The 17,001-nt window shown below is 42.2% G+C and carries 16 protein-coding genes; 12 read left to right on the top strand and 4 right to left on the bottom strand.

The window, feature by feature from the left end; genetic code table 11:
* The first annotated feature begins 47 nt into the window (after positions 1-47).
* The 6 genes from dnaJ (at position 48) to nhaR (ending at position 5,986) form a co-directional block, all read left to right on the top strand.
* Positions 48-1,184 carry a molecular chaperone DnaJ gene (gene dnaJ, locus BDD26_RS03745; protein ID WP_115825582.1) on the top strand — a complete coding sequence of 379 codons (1,137 nt, stop codon included), beginning with the start codon at positions 48-50 and terminating at the stop codon, positions 1,182-1,184.
* Between the two features lie 111 nt (positions 1,185-1,295).
* Entirely contained in the window at positions 1,296-1,670 is a 375-nt protein-coding gene (locus tag BDD26_RS03740) for a hypothetical protein (protein WP_115825581.1), read from the top strand.
* 275 nt (positions 1,671-1,945) lie between these two features.
* Entirely contained in the window at positions 1,946-2,563 is a 618-nt protein-coding gene (locus BDD26_RS03735) for a hypothetical protein (protein WP_211305449.1), read from the top strand.
* 76 nt (positions 2,564-2,639) lie between these two features.
* Positions 2,640-3,281: a LysE family translocator gene (locus BDD26_RS03730; protein WP_038269705.1), complete on the top strand. Its 642-nt coding sequence runs from the start codon at positions 2,640-2,642 to the stop codon at positions 3,279-3,281.
* A gap of 390 nt (positions 3,282-3,671) precedes the next feature.
* Entirely contained in the window at positions 3,672-4,865 is a 1,194-nt protein-coding gene (gene nhaA, locus BDD26_RS03720; protein ID WP_115825579.1) for a Na+/H+ antiporter NhaA, read from the top strand.
* Between the two features lie 200 nt (positions 4,866-5,065).
* Positions 5,066-5,986: a transcriptional activator NhaR gene (gene nhaR, locus BDD26_RS03715; protein ID WP_038269711.1), complete on the top strand. Its 921-nt coding sequence runs from the start codon at positions 5,066-5,068 to the stop codon at positions 5,984-5,986.
* Between the two features lie 116 nt (positions 5,987-6,102).
* On the opposite strand, the gene rpsT is transcribed toward nhaR, so the two are convergent.
* Entirely contained in the window at positions 6,103-6,363 is a 261-nt protein-coding gene (gene rpsT / locus BDD26_RS03710; protein WP_038269713.1) for a 30S ribosomal protein S20, read from the bottom strand.
* Between the two features lie 348 nt (positions 6,364-6,711).
* Between rpsT and ribF the strand changes: the two genes are divergently transcribed.
* The 5 genes from ribF to ispH all read left to right on the top strand — a co-directional run bounded on the left by ribF (position 6,712) and on the right by ispH (position 12,580).
* A complete protein-coding gene (gene ribF / locus BDD26_RS03705) occupies positions 6,712-7,656 on the top strand; it encodes a bifunctional riboflavin kinase/FAD synthetase (protein ID WP_038269714.1) in 945 nt (314 codons plus the stop codon).
* Between the two features lie 46 nt (positions 7,657-7,702).
* A complete protein-coding gene (gene ileS, locus BDD26_RS03700; RefSeq protein WP_115825578.1) occupies positions 7,703-10,525 on the top strand; it encodes an isoleucine--tRNA ligase in 2,823 nt (940 codons plus the stop codon).
* Positions 10,525-11,064 carry a signal peptidase II gene (lspA, locus tag BDD26_RS03695; RefSeq protein WP_038269718.1) on the top strand — a complete coding sequence of 180 codons (540 nt, stop codon included), beginning with the start codon at positions 10,525-10,527 and terminating at the stop codon, positions 11,062-11,064. Before ileS ends, lspA begins: the two co-directional genes overlap by 1 nt.
* A gap of 111 nt (positions 11,065-11,175) precedes the next feature.
* The gene (gene fkpB, locus BDD26_RS03690; protein ID WP_038269720.1) at positions 11,176-11,646 is read left to right on the top strand and encodes an FKBP-type peptidyl-prolyl cis-trans isomerase; all 471 of its coding nucleotides are present in this window, start codon (positions 11,176-11,178) and stop codon (positions 11,644-11,646) included.
* Positions 11,627-12,580: a 4-hydroxy-3-methylbut-2-enyl diphosphate reductase gene (ispH, locus tag BDD26_RS03685; protein ID WP_038269722.1), complete on the top strand. Its 954-nt coding sequence runs from the start codon at positions 11,627-11,629 to the stop codon at positions 12,578-12,580. The genes fkpB and ispH overlap by 20 nt, the downstream gene beginning before the upstream one ends.
* Before the next feature lie 133 nt (positions 12,581-12,713).
* Here ispH and BDD26_RS03680 read toward each other — a convergent pair whose 3' ends face one another.
* The 3 genes from BDD26_RS03680 to BDD26_RS03660 form a co-directional block, all read right to left on the bottom strand.
* Positions 12,714-13,382 carry an N-acetyltransferase gene (locus tag BDD26_RS03680; protein WP_115825577.1) on the bottom strand — a complete coding sequence of 223 codons (669 nt, stop codon included), beginning with the start codon at positions 13,380-13,382 and terminating at the stop codon, positions 12,714-12,716.
* Between the two features lie 991 nt (positions 13,383-14,373).
* On the bottom strand, positions 14,374-15,012 hold the full coding sequence (locus tag BDD26_RS03665; protein WP_115825574.1) for a LysE family translocator: 639 nt from the start codon (positions 15,010-15,012) through the stop codon (positions 14,374-14,376).
* Between the two features lie 66 nt (positions 15,013-15,078).
* Entirely contained in the window at positions 15,079-15,735 is a 657-nt protein-coding gene (locus tag BDD26_RS03660) for an alanyl-tRNA editing protein (protein ID WP_115825573.1), read from the bottom strand.
* A gap of 92 nt (positions 15,736-15,827) precedes the next feature.
* Between BDD26_RS03660 and BDD26_RS03655 the strand changes: the two genes are divergently transcribed.
* Positions 15,828-16,814: a LysR family transcriptional regulator gene (locus tag BDD26_RS03655; protein ID WP_115825572.1), complete on the top strand. Its 987-nt coding sequence runs from the start codon at positions 15,828-15,830 to the stop codon at positions 16,812-16,814.
* Positions 16,815-17,001 lie beyond the last annotated feature (187 nt).

Raw genomic sequence — 17,001 nt, 5'->3', positions numbered from 1 at the left:
TGAGGTAACTCCACGCCCGTGTGTGCATGTTAAGGGTAAACAACATAATGGCAAAAAAAGACTATTACGAAGTTTTGGGAATCTCCAAAACCGCAGACGAAAAAGAGATCAAAAAAGCCTATAAACGGCTGGCAATGAAATATCATCCTGACCGCAATCAGGGGGATAAAGATGCTGAGGGTAAGTTTAAAGAAATTAAAGAAGCGTATGAGATCCTGACCGACTCACAAAAACGCGCCGCTTATGACCAGTATGGTCATGCTGCCTTTGAACACGGCGGTATGGGTGGTGGTGCAGGTGGTTTCAGTGGCGGAGCTGACTTTAGCGATATCTTTGGTGACGTTTTCGGAGATATTTTCGGTGGCGGCCGCCGTCAGCAGCGCCCAAGTCGTGGCTCAGACCTGCGTTACAACATGGAACTAACGCTGGAAGAAGCTGTCCGTGGTGTGACCAAAGAAATTCGCATCCCAACGCTGGAATCCTGTGAAAGCTGTCATGGCAGTGGTGCAAAAGCAGGCACCAGCCCAGAAACCTGTTCTACCTGTCATGGTGCTGGTCAGGTACATATGCGCCAGGGATTCTTTACTGTTCAGCAACCTTGTCCTCAGTGTCATGGGCGCGGAAAAGTCATCAAAGAGCCTTGCAACAAATGTCATGGTCACGGTCGTGTTGAGAAATACAAAACGCTGTCCGTTAAAATCCCGGCAGGTGTTGATACCGGTGACCGCGTTCGTCTGAGTGGTGAAGGTGAAGCAGGTGAACACGGCGCACCAGCAGGAGATTTGTACGTTCAGGTTCAGGTCAAAACGCACCATATCTTCGAGCGTGATGGCAGCAACCTCTATTGTGAAGTTCCAATCAATTTCGCAACTGCGGCATTGGGTGGCGAAATTGAAGTTCCAACCCTTGATGGCCGCGTCAGCCTGAAAATCCCTGCGGAGACTCAGACTGGCAAATTGTTCCGCATGAAAGGCAAAGGTGTTAAATCCGTTCGTGGCGGAGTTCAGGGTGATTTGTTGTGTCGTGTTGTCGTAGAAACACCGGTTAAGCTGAACGAAGAACAGAAAGAGCTGATGCGTAAACTGGGCGAATCTTTTGGTGGAAAAGGTGGGGAAACCAACAGCCCACGTTCCAAAAGCTTCCTTGATGGTGTAAAAAAATTCTTTGATGACCTAACTAAGTAAATTGCTCTCTCTATAAGCCTTCTGGTAATGATCCCCCCATTTATCTTATAAAGCGGTGTCAAATGCAGTAAGATATAAAGAGGGGGGATTCAATTTTTTAGGTGATTAATAATGATTAATGTCATTTTACAAGAGGCAATTAAACATGCTCACAGTATGTTTAAACATAAAACCGCAAATATATTCTATCGTGATTTAGAATTTCGTTCCCAATCCCGGAAAACAAGATATTCACAGGAAAAGATTAAAGATAGAAATAATAGACTGTATAACCTTCAAAATGTACTCCACACTTTATACTCTCCTGAAAACCAATATAAACATATAGTAAGTGAAAATGAAAAGGGTAACTCTCTAGTTGGTAATTGCTTTGAATTATCTCTTGTTGCATTTATGTATTTGGCAAATAATAAAGCTGAAGAATTGATTCAAGCATTTAAAGTTAATTCAATGAAACCTAAGCCCATTTTATTTAAATTTAGGTGAGTCACATCAATGACCAGCTAATCGAATATCAGGAAAACTATGTGAAAATAGATTTTCTCCTTTATATAAGGATACATATTTTACAATAGAGAGCAGCGAAAAAATAACTGCACATCATCTTATCGATATCACAGCCGAAACCCGTGTTGTCACCAGATCATTGCCACAGTTTGTCCGGCAGACACACAACGTACATGATGTACGTGCCCAGGTCTCAGATATCTTCGATTTAATGTAACTGAAATTGAACAACAATATTTGAATGCAAAATATCAATGACTAATCCCTCAGATGGATTAACCGCGCTCTCTGAATTTCTGGTCGAATTTGTCAGTACGACGATGTCCCTATTTGAGCTTTTCAACTACTTAGGCAGTACCATTACTTTTGAAACAAATGATGATAAAGACAGCGTATATGCACGCGTATGGCCACCATTTCCACGAGAATATAACTACGAACGTTGGCAAGATAAAGAAAATCGTATTGAAGTGGTATTTGAGTATGGGTTCCATCGGTATGGCAATGGCGATCTTCCGACACATTATTTTACGTTACCAGCCAATCATTTCGATCCTTCACAAAGTGCCTATATTCATCCCGTATTTCATGTTTTCCGCGAAGGGGTAGAAGTGGATTCTTTCCATATGCAGGAAAGTTTGATTAGCCGTTGGGATATTGATGACTATGTGGATGAAGAAACTAACGTTGACCAATATAAAAATGTGGCTTTTAACGCCTGTGCCAGCGTTCTGGGCCTTGAAGAACGAAGAAACATATTACCGGTACTTGATGAATTTGTAGAGAAATGTTATCCGCTGATGAGTGAAGAGGAGGTTGCCGAAGCATTCCGTATGCAACCAACTCTGGCATTGCTTGCCAAGAGGTCATGATTGCATTATACCGGACATGTTTAACAGGAATAACAACATTCATGTCACTGCACCAAAACGCGAGGGTTACCGTATTATGCTCACAAATTTTTCTGCACTTAATGGTCTGTTAGGGCTCTTGCTAACCTGTGCAGTGCTGATAGCTGTTCCTGGCCCAAGTATTATGTTTATTGTCGGGCAGGCTGTGTCTGTCGGTCGAACTAATGCATTACGAGGTGTGATCGGTAATGCAATCGGAACCTATTTTGTTGCTGTGATTGTTGCTTTCGGGATTGGCTCTTTACTTATTCAATCCAGTATGGCTTTGATGGTTATTCGGTTACTGGGCTCCGCCGCCCTACTCGCTATCGGTTTTCAATACCTGTTTTTTTCCAGGCCGTTACAAACCGCGGAAAATGTTAGTGCCAATAAACATAGGCAAACACTGATACTTGGGATCATTGTAGGAGCAACAAATCCAAAAGCATTGATTATGTTCGGTACGATAGTTCCGAGTTTCTTAACAACAGGCACAGACAGCCCTATTTCATCCCTGCTCAGTTTTTCACTGATACCGATTGTTTTAGGTTTAATAATCGATACAGCTTGGGTTGCGGCGGCACATGCCATGAGTTCCCGTCCGTCTTTTACTGAAAAAAGAATGAAGCTGGTTAATCTTACAGGAGGTGGGATAATAATCTTAATGGCTATTATATTAGCTGTAGAAGCTTTACGTTAATAGACTTGTATCTGGGCAGACTAAAAGATTGTGCAAAAATCAATATAATTACTCTCCGTTTCGATCTTTTGATGCAGTCTGCCGAAATGAAACCATTAAAGGCACTTCCATAAACTCTTCAAGTCAATCAACACTGATTTCACTCCATTCATCTTAAAAAAATTACTTTCATATTAAAATTATTCGCATATTCCGATAAAAATATCACAAATAATCGATTTTTTCCGAAGTCATGATTAGCATAGTATTCACAACTGCATTTATGCATGACTGCATTATTTACAACCATATTATTTATAATAACAACATTTACTACTGTAGCTTTTATAAACATCATGTTTACAAACATATAGTATCTACAACCTAATTCATCTTATAGGTTACTAATCTATGACTGCAATTATTCGCCAATTTTTGAAATTAGAGGCAGCCGGAGGGATCCTTCTCATTATTTCTGCCATTATTGCGCTGGTAATGGCGAATACGCCATTTCAGGGTATTTATCATCAATTTCTTAACCTGCCGGTTGCAGTTCAGTTTGCTGCTCTGGAAATCAATAAGCCATTCCTGCTATGGATAAATGATGGATTAATGGCCATCTTTTTCCTGATTGTTGGCCTAGAAGTTAAGCGGGAATTGATGGAAGGCTCTTTAGCCAGCCGTGATAAGGCCATTTTCCCTGTCATTGCCGCCGCTGGTGGTATGCTCGCCCCTGCTTTAGTTTATTTACTCTTTAATGGCGATGATGAAATCACTCGTCAGGGCTGGGCTATTCCTGCTGCCACCGATATTGCATTTGCGCTTGGAGTTATGGCTCTGCTAGGAAAACGTATTCCTACAGCATTAAAAGTGTTTTTGCTCGCTTTGGCGATTATTGATGACTTGGGTGTTATCATCATTATTGCCTTATTCTATACTAAAAGTGTTTCTATGGTTGCACTGGGATTAGCCGCAGCCATGACAGGGCTTCTGGCCTGGATGAACTGGCGGGGAATCGCTAAAACACCGGCTTATCTGGTTGTCGGCGTAATTTTGTGGATATGTATCCTCAAATCCGGCGTTCATGCCACATTGGCAGGAGTTATTGTCGGGTTCTTGATCCCTCTGCGTTGTAAAAAAGGTCATTCACCTTCCGAAGCTCTTGAGCATGGCTTACATCCGTGGGTATCTTATTTAATTCTGCCACTCTTTGCTTTTGCCAATGCCGGAGTTTCATTGCAGGGAGTTACGCTGAGCGGTTTGACAGGGCTGTTACCTATGGGGGTGGCACTTGGCCTGTTTATTGGCAAGCCTCTGGGTATTTTCTTATTTAGCTGGCTCTCAGTAAAACTGGGGATTGCCAAATTACCGACAGGAATTGGTTTGCCGCAAATCTTTGCCGTATCTGTACTTTGTGGAATTGGTTTTACTATGTCTATCTTTATTTCCGGTCTGGCATTTGAAGGTCTGAGTGATACATTCAGTACCTACTCGCGTCTGGGGATATTAATTGGCTCAACTACGGCAGCTATCATTGGTTATGGGTTACTGAATGCGCTTTTACCAAAGAAAATTGGTCAAAGAAAAAAACATAGCCAAATGTAGTCGAATGGACTAATTTAGGCGCACAATCATAAACAATTCCAAATTAATTCATCCTTTTAATATTCACGGCATAACATATCATCTGCTGTGCCGTGAATATTCATATTAGAGAAAGACAGGAGAGCACCATAATCTGGCGGCCTGAAATATAAGGTCATGGCTGTTATGCAGATGTGAGGTGATACACAAAGGATAAATATATGCGGGTTTCACATTTAAACTTTAACCACCTTTATTATTTTTGGCACGTGTGTAAAGAAGGTTCTGTTGTTGGGGCTGCTGAAGCGTTATACCTGACACCACAGACTATTACCGGCCAGATTAAGGCCCTGGAAGAGCGCCTTGGTGGAAAGCTGTTTAAGCGTCAGGGAAGAGGATTAGTTCCATCGGAACTGGGGCAACTTATTTTTCGCTATGCTGATAAAATGTTCATGCTTAGTCAGGAAATGCTGGATATTGTCACCTACAGCAGAGAGTCAAACCTGTTGTTTGATGTGGGTGTTGCAGATGCCTTGTCTAAACGTTTAGTCAGCAAAGTATTGGAAACCGCAGTTGTGGAACAGGAAAAAATCCACCTGCGTTGTTTTGAATCAACCCATGAAATGCTGCTTGAGCAACTCAGCCAGCATAAACTGGATATGATCCTGTCAGATTGTCCGGTCGACTCCACCCAGCAGGAAGGTTTGTTTTCCGTCAAGTTGGGAGAATGCAGCATTAGTTTTTACTGCCGTACGCCAATTCCGGAAAAACCATTCCCTGAATGCCTGGAAGAACGCCGTTTGTTGATCCCCGGCCGCCGTTCAATGCTGGGCAGGAAGCTACTGACATGGATACGTAATAAAAATCTGCAAGTTGAAGTATTAGGCGAGTTCGACGATGCAGCACTGATGAAAGCATTTGGTATGTATCATAATGCTATCTTTATTGCGCCTTCGTTCTATGCTAATGATACTTTTGCTGACAGTGATATTACTGAGATAGGCAGACTGGATTCAGTGCAGGAAGAGTATTACGTCATTTTTGCTGAAAGGATGATCCAGCATCCAGCAGTTCAACGCGTGTGTAATAAAGACTTTTCAGGTTTATTCAACGTTCCGTTAAAAAACAGACCGGAAAAATAACGCGAATCTGCGTCAGCACGATATACCTTATGGATTTCAAGATGCAACTTTAAAGACGATGGGTATACAAAAAAACCGGCAAAAGCCGGTTTTTTCAGCATAATTAAAGCAAAGAGTTACATTGCTTTAATTTGCGCTGCCAGAGCAGATTTATGACGTGCTGCTTTGTTTTTGTGGATCAGACCTTTGCAGGCGTGGCGATCAACAATTGGTTGCATGTCATTGAATGCTTTCTGTGCAGCTTCTTTATCGCCAGTAGCGATAGCCGCGTATACTTTCTTGATAAAAGTACGCACCATAGAACGACGGCTTGCGTTGTGCTGACGGCGTTTCTCAGACTGTACGGCGCGTTTCTTAGCTGATTTGATATTAGCCAAGGTCCAACTCCCAAATATATTCTATCGAGGACAATTCAAAGGCCGAGGAATATGCCTGTTCAACCTTCTTTTGTCAATGGATTTGTGCAAATAAGCGTCGTTGTACGGCGACGCTGGTTACGTTGTGATGGGGCAGGATTTTATCAGCTTACTGAAAGGGAATACAGTCTTTCACAATAAAAAACTCAATGAATCACCGATAAATGCGATAAATTAAATATTTTTCGGGCATCCAACCTGTTTTTATTGTATGAATCAGGTTATTAATTAAAACCCTTTGTGATCGTGGGTTAACCTTGTGCGTTGTACAAGGTATAATCCGGCAATTTTCACGGTATTGAGCCAGCTATGGAGCTAATTCGCGGTATACACAATATCCGGGCGCGTCACCATGGTTGCGTGCTGACGATTGGTAATTTTGATGGTGTCCATCGTGGGCATCAGGCTTTATTGAAACATTTGAAACAAGAAGGGCTGCGGCTCGGACTACCGACAATGGTTATGATTTTCGAACCACAACCACTGGAAGTATTTGTCGCAGATAAAGCGCCAGCCCGCCTGACACGGCTACGAGATAAAATAAAATATTTATCTCAGTATGGCGTTGATTATTTGTTATGTGTGAAATTTGACAGACACTTTGCAGCCAACTCACCAGAAGCCTTTGTTTCTCGGTTGCTCGTTGAAAAACTGGGTGTTAAGTTTCTGACTGTAGGTGATGATTTCCGTTTCGGTAAAAACCGCTTCGGTGATTTTCACTATTTACAACAAGCAGGCAAACAATACGGTTTTGGTGTTGCCAGTACAGACAGCTTTTGTGCCAGTGGATTGCGGATCAGCAGTACCGTTATTCGTCAATCGTTGCAAGATGATGATCTAATATTGGCCGAAACATTATTAGGGCATCCTTACAGCATCAGTGGCAGAGTTGTGCATGGTAACCGCCTGGGGCGAACGATTGGCTTCCCTACAGCAAACTTACCTTTAAAACGTCTGGTTGCTCCTGTAAAAGGCGTATATGCTGTTGAAGTTTATGGATTAGGCGATACCCCTTTACCGGGTGTTGCCAACATCGGAAATCGCCCTACCGTTGCTGGTCAGGGCCAGCAACTTGAAGTGCATTTGATTGATACCCAAATGGATCTGTATGGGCGTCATATCAATGTGGTATTACGCAAAAAATTGCGTGATGAGCAGCGGTTTGCTTCGCTTGATGCGCTTAAACAGCAAATCGCAAATGATGTGGTTGCTGCGAGGGAATACTTTTTGCAGCGATCCGAGTCATATATCTGATACCCACATAAAGGGTATAGCGGAAAATTGGAACTGAGAATCGAGAATGAGTGACTACAAAGACACCCTGAATTTACCGGAAACAGGGTTCCCTATGCGCGGGGATTTAGCCAAGCGCGAACCAGATATGTTGAAACGTTGGTATAAAGAAGGTTTGTATCAAGCTATCAGAAAAGCAAAATCAGGTAAAAAGACCTTCATTTTGCATGATGGCCCTCCGTATGCAAACGGCGATATTCACATTGGTCACTCAGTCAATAAAATTCTCAAAGACATTGTTGTTAAATCCAAAGGGTTATCAGGCTACGATTCGCCTTATATTCCAGGTTGGGACTGCCACGGTTTGCCAATTGAGCTCAAGGTTGAGCAGATTATCGGTAAGCCGGGTGAAAAATTTTCCGCCGCTGAGTTCCGTGCTGAGTGCCGCAAATATGCAATGAGCCAGGTCGAAACACAAAAAGCGGGTTTCAAACGTTTGGGTGTTCTGGGTGACTGGGATAAGCCTTACCTGACAATGGACTTCAAAACAGAAGCAGACATCATTCGCGCACTGGGTCGTATCATCGGTAATGGTCATTTGTTGAAAGGTGTTAAACCTGTTCACTGGTGTACTGATTGTGGCTCTTCTCTTGCCGAAGCGGAAGTTGAGTATTACGACAGAACCTCCCCTTCCATTGACGTCTGCTTCACAGCCGTTGATGCAGATGCAGTGTATGCCAAATTTGCCAAATCTGGTATGGAGCCACAGGAGCTACCGGTTTCTCTGGTGATCTGGACAACCACACCATGGACATTACCAGCAAACCGGGCGATCTCATTGGGCTCAGAAATCACTTACCAATTGGTCAAAGTTAACAATGAATGCCTGATTCTGGCTGCGGAATTAGTTGAATCTGTTATGCAGCGTGCAGGAATTACTGCATGGGAAGTTATCGGTGACTGCCAAGGCGCAGATCTGGAACTGATGCGTTTCAACCATCCATTCATGGGCTTTGACACTCCTGCCATTCTGGGCGATCACGTTACTCTTGATGCGGGTACTGGTGCAGTACATACTGCGGGCGGTCATGGCCCGGACGACTACTCTATCAGCCTGAAATATGGTCTTGAAATCGCGAACCCGGTTGGGCCGAATGGCTGCTACATCTCCGGCACTTATCCTTCTCTGGATGGCCTGTTTGTTTTCAAAGCAAACGATGTCATCGTTGAGTTACTGAAAGAAAAAGGTGCGTTACTGAGTCTGTCAAAAATTCAGCATAGCTATCCTTGCTGCTGGCGTCACAAAAAGCCAATCATCTTCCGAGCAACTCCACAATGGTTTATCAGCATGGATCAGAACGGCTTGCGTGAACAATCATTGAAAGAGATCAAAGGGGTTGAGTGGATCCCAGGTTGGGGACAAGCGCGCATTGAATCCATGGTAGAAAACCGCCCGGACTGGTGTATCTCCCGTCAGCGCACATGGGGTGTACCAATGTCTCTGTTCCTGCACAAAGAAACACAAGAACTGCACCCTCGCACACCAGAACTCATTGAAGAAGTCGCCAAGCGTGTTGAAATAGATGGCATTCAGGCATGGTGGGATCTTGACGCATCAGAATTGTTGGGTGATGACGCAACAGATTATATCAAAACACAGGATACACTGGACGTTTGGTTTGACTCAGGAAGCACCCACGCCTCTGTTGTCGATGTCCGACCAGAATTCAATGGTCATTCCGCAAACATTTATCTGGAAGGCTCTGACCAGCACCGTGGCTGGTTTATGTCCTCACTGATGCTGTCAACCGCGATCAAAGGTAAAGCACCTTACCGTCAGGTTCTGACTCACGGTTTCACCGTTGATGAACAAGGACGTAAAATGTCCAAATCTATCGGTAACACCATTAGCCCGCAAGATGTGATGAACAAACTGGGGGCAGATATCCTGCGTCTGTGGGTGGCATCAACAGATTACTCCGGCGAAATTGCAGTTTCTGATGAAATCCTGAAACGCTCAGCTGATGCTTACCGCCGCATCCGTAATACTGCTCGTTTCCTGCTGGCAAACCTGAACGGTTTCGATCCTGAACAGCACATGGTGAAAGCGGAAGACATGGTAACGTTGGATCGCTGGGCGGTAGGTCGTGCACAGGCAGCACAGGCTGATATCCTCAAGCACTACGATGAATACGATTTCCACTCCGTTGTTCAGCGCTTGATGCAGTTCTGCTCCGTAGAGATGGGTTCATTCTATCTGGACATCATCAAAGATCGTCAGTACACCGCGAAACGCGACAGTATTGCCCGCCGTAGCTGCCAGAGTGCCTTATTCCATATTGCGGAAGCACTGGTTCGCTGGATGGCACCAATCCTTTCCTTCACTGCTGATGAAGTGTGGAATGAATTGCCTGGCAAGCGTGCACAGTTTGTCTTGACCGAAGAGTGGTACGATGGCTTGTTCGGGCTGGCAGATAGTGAAAATATGAACGATACTTTCTGGGCTGAATTGCTGCAAGTTCGCAGTGAAGTGAACAAAGTACTGGAACAGGCTCGTGCCGATAAACATATCCGTAGTTCACTGGAAGCGGCTGTCACACTTTATGCTGATGAAGTACTGGCAGAAAAACTTAACAAACTGTCTGATGAGTTGCGTTTTGTATTACTGACTTCACAAACCGAAGTTGCTGCTTATTCATCTGCGGGTGGTGATGCACAACAGAGCGAACTTAAAGGGCTGAAAATTGCCTTCCGTAAAGCAGACGGTGAAAAATGCCCACGTTGCTGGCACTATGCTAAAAACCTGGGATTGGTAGCGGAACATGCAGAACTCTGTGGCCGCTGTGTAACTAACGTTGCCGGTAACGGTGAAGAGCGTAAATTTGCCTGATGAAGAAACCCGTTTGTTCCACTGGCCTTCGCTGGCTTTGGTTAGTTGCTGTGGTATTGATATTGGATCTGGGCAGTAAACAGTTAGTATTGCAAAACTTCAGACTGTACGAATCCATACCATTAATACCGTACTTCAATCTGACTTATGCCCAGAATCTTGGGGCTGCATTTAGTTTTCTGGCTGACAAAGGTGGCTGGCAGCGTTGGTTTTTTGCCTTGATTGCAATTGTCATCTCTGTCACGCTGCTGGTAATGATGTATCGCTCCAGTGCCAAGCAGAAACTGAGTAACATTGCTTATGCTTTAGTGATTGGTGGAGCACTGGGAAATCTGTTTGATCGGCTGGTACATGGTTTTGTTGTCGATTTCATCGATTTTTATGTCGGAGAATGGCATTGGCCTACCTTTAATATTGCAGACACTGCCATTTGCATCGGGGCAGCACTCATTATCATCGAAAGCTTTATCAGTTCGGATGATAAGAAAACTGCACCAAAACAAGCAGAATCTAAACAACAATCATCGAAAAAACAATAAGAAACCAGTCCCGGTTATATTAACCGGGGCTGATAGCTTCACCCACTTGCAATTGTTTATTATTAAATCGTTTTTTTACTAAATCGTTTTTTACTAAAAGGTTTGAGCAACATGTCAATGCAGGTGCAAACGCACAGTGCAGTTTTGTTACACTTCACATTAAAACTGGATGATGGTTCAACAGCCGACTCGACTTATAGTCAGGGTAAACCCGCATTATTCCGCTTAGGTGATGGCAGCCTCTCCGAGCCACTGGAACAGCAACTGATTGGTTTGAAAGCTGGCGATAAACATAAATTCATGCTGGCAGGAGAAACTGTTTTCGGCAAATATAATCCTGATCTGGTGCAATACTTCACACCACGCGATTTTGCCGATTCAAATATTCCTGAAGCCGGAACTATCATGCTATTTACTGCTATGAATGGCAGCGAAATGCCGGGTTTTATCAAAGAAGTAGCAGAAGGTTCCATCACTGTTGATTTTAACCATCCACTGGCTGACCAAAACGTCACTTTTGAGATTGAAGTGTTGGAAATAGACCCTCAGTTGGAGGAAAACCATGCAAATATTGCTGGCTAACCCTCGTGGTTTTTGTGCTGGTGTTGATCGCGCCATCAGCATTGTAGAACGCGCATTAGAACTATATGGTGCACCGATTTATGTTCGCCATGAAGTAGTACACAATCGTTATGTAGTTGATGATCTCAGGAATCGGGGTGCTATATTCATTGAAGAAATTTCAGAAGTTCCTGATGGTGCAATTCTGATTTTCTCCGCACATGGCGTTTCTCAGACCATCCGTAACGAAGCGCGTTCCCGCAATTTAACCATGCTGTTTGACGCTACCTGCCCACTGGTAACAAAAGTCCATATGGAAGTCGCCCGTGCAAGCCGTAAAGGTAAAGAAGCTATTTTAATCGGACATGCCGGTCATCCGGAAGTTGAAGGCACGATGGGGCAGTACAATAACCCTGAAGGCGGTATGTATCTGGTAGAATCACCGGAAGATGTGTGGAAATTGCAGGTTAAAGACGAAAATAACCTTTGCTTTATGACACAAACCACACTTTCTGTGGATGATACCTCAGAAGTGATTGATGCACTTAATGCCCGGTTCCCGAATATTATCGGCCCACGTAAAGATGATATCTGTTATGCCACCACCAATCGTCAGGAAGCGGTTCGTGATTTAGCAACAGATGCCGATATTGTCTTGGTCGTTGGTTCTAAAAATTCATCAAACTCAAATCGTCTGGCTGAGCTGGCACAACGTATGGGAAAATCTGCTTATTTGATTGATTCTGCGGATGATATCAAAGAGGAATGGGTTGATGGTGTGAGCTCTATTGGCTTGACAGCAGGTGCATCCGCACCGGATATTTTAGTGCAACAAGTTATTGAACGTTTGAAAACGCTTGGCGCAGAAACGGTTAATGAACTACATGGCCGCGAAGAAAACATTGTGTTCGAAGTACCGAAAGAGCTACGAGTTGAAGTGAAAGAAGTTCATTAACTTCGGATTGACTTAAGAGTAGCTATTCCAGGATTGCTTCAACTTAAATTCGGCTTTTCTGTTGAAAGATGTAAATAATTTATTCGGCATCTTTCTAACAAAAAGCCGAATATGAATGTATAGCCCAAGAAATTTAATAACATTCATAACGGTTTATTATCTCATTCCATTTCCATTTATCACTTCTGTCAGCAGGGTATAATTCCAGGTGTCCCCCAACCCTGGTAAATCCCATCGCCATATATGCCGATCTCGCTCTCTCATATGGAGAAAGTTGTAACTTTCCCTCCATTCCTGATTGTTGTGATTTATTCACCGCAGATTCAATTAATAAAATGCCACAACCTCGAATGCCGCAATGCGTTGCCAAAAAAGAAACTTCAGGTAACTCATTTTCATGATTATCTTTCACTAATAATTGTAAAGCACCGACAGGAATACTTCTGAAATAAGCAACAAAAAAAAACTTTTTTGATCCGCCAGTTTTGTCTCTCATAGATTGAAGCTTTGCATTAGTCGAGATACAATTAAGTATATTGTATGCCTGATTATACCTCATTTTCCACCTTTCTTGTTCCTCATCAAGCTTAAGAAAATCAAAATAGAACCAGTCATCAGCCATAGTTTCTGTTAGCATCTTTTCCGTTGCGTATAATGCTTCTTCTGGGCTAACTTCCTTGATTGTGATAAATGTTTTCATATTAACCAATGTTGTGTACATATCCGAACAGGATTTAGTCCGGGTTAAAGAGCCAAATCCTACAGAACGGTTGTTAATATTAAAAGATTTTGATCTGAACATTACATTAATTCCCCTCTTTATATTTTGGAAGATGTAAATAATTCACCCGACTTTTCTCTAACAAAAATCCAAATATATCATATACCCCTCTTTCCAAGTTGCATCTTGATATCCATAGAATATAGTGTATTAGGTGTCCCGCCTGATATTCAGCAGAATCTATAACGACCTGTTGCCTCATTCCATTTCCATTTATCACTTCTGTCAGCAGGGTATAATTCCAGGTGTTCCCCAGCCCTGGTAAATCCCATCGCCATATATGCCGATATCGCTCTCTCATATGGAGAAAGTTGTAACTTTCCCTCCATTCCTAATTGTTGTGATTTATTCACAGCAGATTCAATTAATAAAACACCACAACCTCGAATGCCACAATGAGTTGCCAAAAAAACGACTTTAGGTAACCCATCCGTAATTAATAATTGTAAAACTCCGATAGGAATGCCTCTGAAATAAGCAACAAAAAAACAACACTCTTTTATCAGTTTCTTCGAGTTTAAGGCGAATACCAATATTAGTATAAAAAAATTTAAATATTTTCAATGCCTGGTTATATCTCGAATTCCATGTTATTTGCTCCTCATCAAGCTGACCAGAATAATTAGAGCACAACCACTGATTATTCATAGTGTCTTTCATTTTTTGCGTTGCGTTAAATACTTCTGACAGACCAGCCTCCTTGATAACTATAGAACATCTGATATCAATTGATCCTGGCCATATTTCTGAAAAAGATTTTGATCTGGATATCATATTTTCCTCCTTATGATATAAACATTTCTTATTATTATATTACTATCATGACTAGTTAAAAATCTTTCTTTTTTCCATAATTAATATTATCAATAAACTGGTTTATTTAAGGAGGTTGGGATAATTAAATAATTTTATATTTTCCATACTGGTTGATATAAAAATTCCTCTACATAAAAAATAAAAATACCTTTGAATTAAGTCATAATACACCGTTACTGTACTGAGTCAATTTCTGTTACATAGAAATAAATAAAAGACGAACAGCAAAACCAATCAAAACCACGCCTACTGCACGTTCGAACCAATACCCTAATCGGATAAACTGTAAGCGAACCACAGAGCTGGAAAAAAGGCAGCTAACCAGAATAAACCACGCTGCATTTACTATACACATCCACACACCATAAAAAATCTGGACAGATAACGGCGTAGTTGCACTCACAACCGTTGTGAAGACAGCCAGAAAAAATAAAGTTGCTTTGGGATTGGTAGCATTTGTCATAAAACCAGTAAAAAAAGCCCGTCGCAGGTTTCGTTGTTGCGGTGATGCCTCATTCGGCAGGATAAAATCCGTTTTTTCCGGCTTACTCCTAATAAATTGAACCCCCAGATAACAAATATATATACCACCAATCATTTTTGCTATTGTCATCAGCCAAGGTGTTGAATGTATTAAAGCTCCGATACCAATCAACGTATAAATAACATGGACTGATATTCCCGCACCAATACCAACAGCGGTACAAATTCCCATCCAACGACCAAAGAGTATGCTCTGTCGTAGTGTTACTGCAAAATCTGGCCCCGGTGCGACAACAGCCAGAAAATGAATAAGTGCAAGTCCCCAAAACTCATGCAAGTAGTCAGAAAGCATATTTACTCCGAAAAACATTTATATTTATAGTGATATCACTGGTTGAATCTATTATGACGCCATGCATTACGTTGGCATGACTATGTCATATTGCACTGATAACTTGCCTTTCTTTTCCTTAATGGCTTGTATCTGAATTTTGTGAATATGCTTTAATGATGTCACATGTGTTCCGCCACAAGGGTAAGGGGGAAGTTCACCAAAACTGACTTGCCGAAATCCATCATCACGCAGAGTAATCTGGCAAGACAAATTTTCAGCGATAAATTGATCACAACTTTCTTGGAGTGCTTCAACAAAAACAGCTTGAGCATGCATTCCGGGTTTAAAGATAACCCGACTTTCTCCGGGCCAATGGTGTGCACTGACAGGATACCAACCCAAACCCTCAACAATATGACCAATAAGATGACCTGCCGAATGTAGCTGTGAATGTAATTGGCGATGATTTTCATCAACACGCGCAAAAGCTATTCCTGTATTGATAGGATGTTTTGTGTAATGAATGATGTCATCGTTTTCAAATGCGACGTGAACAACTTCCACATCATTCAGCCAGCCAACATCACTAGGTTGTCCTCCTCCCTGAGGATGAAATAGTGTTACGTTTAATCGGATTGCATAGCGTTCATCATTACAGAAAGAGCCACCACAGAAAGAGCAATCTAAAACTTCAACTTCCCCGCTCAGGATAGAACTGGATAAATAAAGACGTTCAGTCATACTCAATATTTTTCATATAAACAAATTTCCCTGATTGTATTAAATAAATTCCATTGCGATAATCCATCCTCAACTCAAATAACTTTTGACCTATGAGCATAAATAGCACGATAAATTTAATGCGGGAAATGGCTATTTTCGCCAAAGTGGTTGAAACCGGTAGTTTCTCTGAAACTGCACGTCAGCTTGCCGCAACACCTTCTGCTATCAGTCGCTCTGTAGCCAGACTGGAAAAAGCGCTCGGAACCCGCCTGCTGCAAAGAACAACACGCAAGCTTCGTTTAAGTGAAAGCGGACAAACCGTTTATGAACATTGTCTGGACATGATGAATTCTGCTCAGGCAATCATGTCTGTATCGGGAAACTTTAACCGCGAACCGCAGGGAATAGTCCGGGTCAGTGTCCCTAAAGCGGTCGGCCGTTTTGTTGTTCATCCCCATATACCTGCTTTTCTTGCCCTCTATCCTAAAGTTGATGTGAATTTGCGACTTGATGATCGTTATGTAGATTTGATAGATGAAGAAGTTGATCTTGCGATACGGATCACAGATCAGCCTCCTCCGGGCCTGATGGGAAGACGGTTATTGAATATTTGGCATATGTTATGTGCAACACCCGAATACCTTGCAGAACATGGCACACCACAACATCCGCACGATCTGAAAAATCACAGTTGCATCTATCTTGGGGAAGAACCAAGAGATTCGCGTTGGAAATTCAATCAGGGAAGTAAAATTATTACCGTCAATGTTTATGGTCGTTACGCAGCCAATCATACAGGAGTTCGGCTTGATGCAGTGTTGAGGCATATCGGAATTGGCAGCTTACCTTATTTTACCGCTAAACATGCTTTACAACAGGGGCGACTGGTTCAGGTTCTGCCTGATTGGAACTTTAAGGCCAACTATACTGGCGAATTATGGATACTTTATCCACCAACACGGCATTTACCTGCAAAACTTAGTGTATTTATAGAGTTTCTGGCCGAACGCCTCCGTCAGGAAAACATTTCAGATAATGAAAGAGCAGATAAGATTCATGATACCACTCATTACGAATTGCCTGAGATAGGAGAATAATTTGTGTTAATGTAAAAGAGGTGAATGAGTTATTTTAATTCACCTCTTTCCTGTAATATTCAAGGAGTTTATAATAATGAATAAGTTAATTGCCATCGATAACAAATCAATAATTCCATGTTAAACTATGAGTTATAATTCCCTATAAAAATATCGTGTCATATTATTTTCAGTAATATTTTTAATT

Origin of the sequence: Xenorhabdus cabanillasii (assembly GCF_003386665.1) — a bacterium.
GTDB classification, from domain to species: domain Bacteria; phylum Pseudomonadota; class Gammaproteobacteria; order Enterobacterales; family Enterobacteriaceae; genus Xenorhabdus; species Xenorhabdus cabanillasii.
The sequence above is the reverse complement of the archived record's forward strand: the minus strand, read 5'-3'. Positions and strand labels throughout refer to the sequence as shown.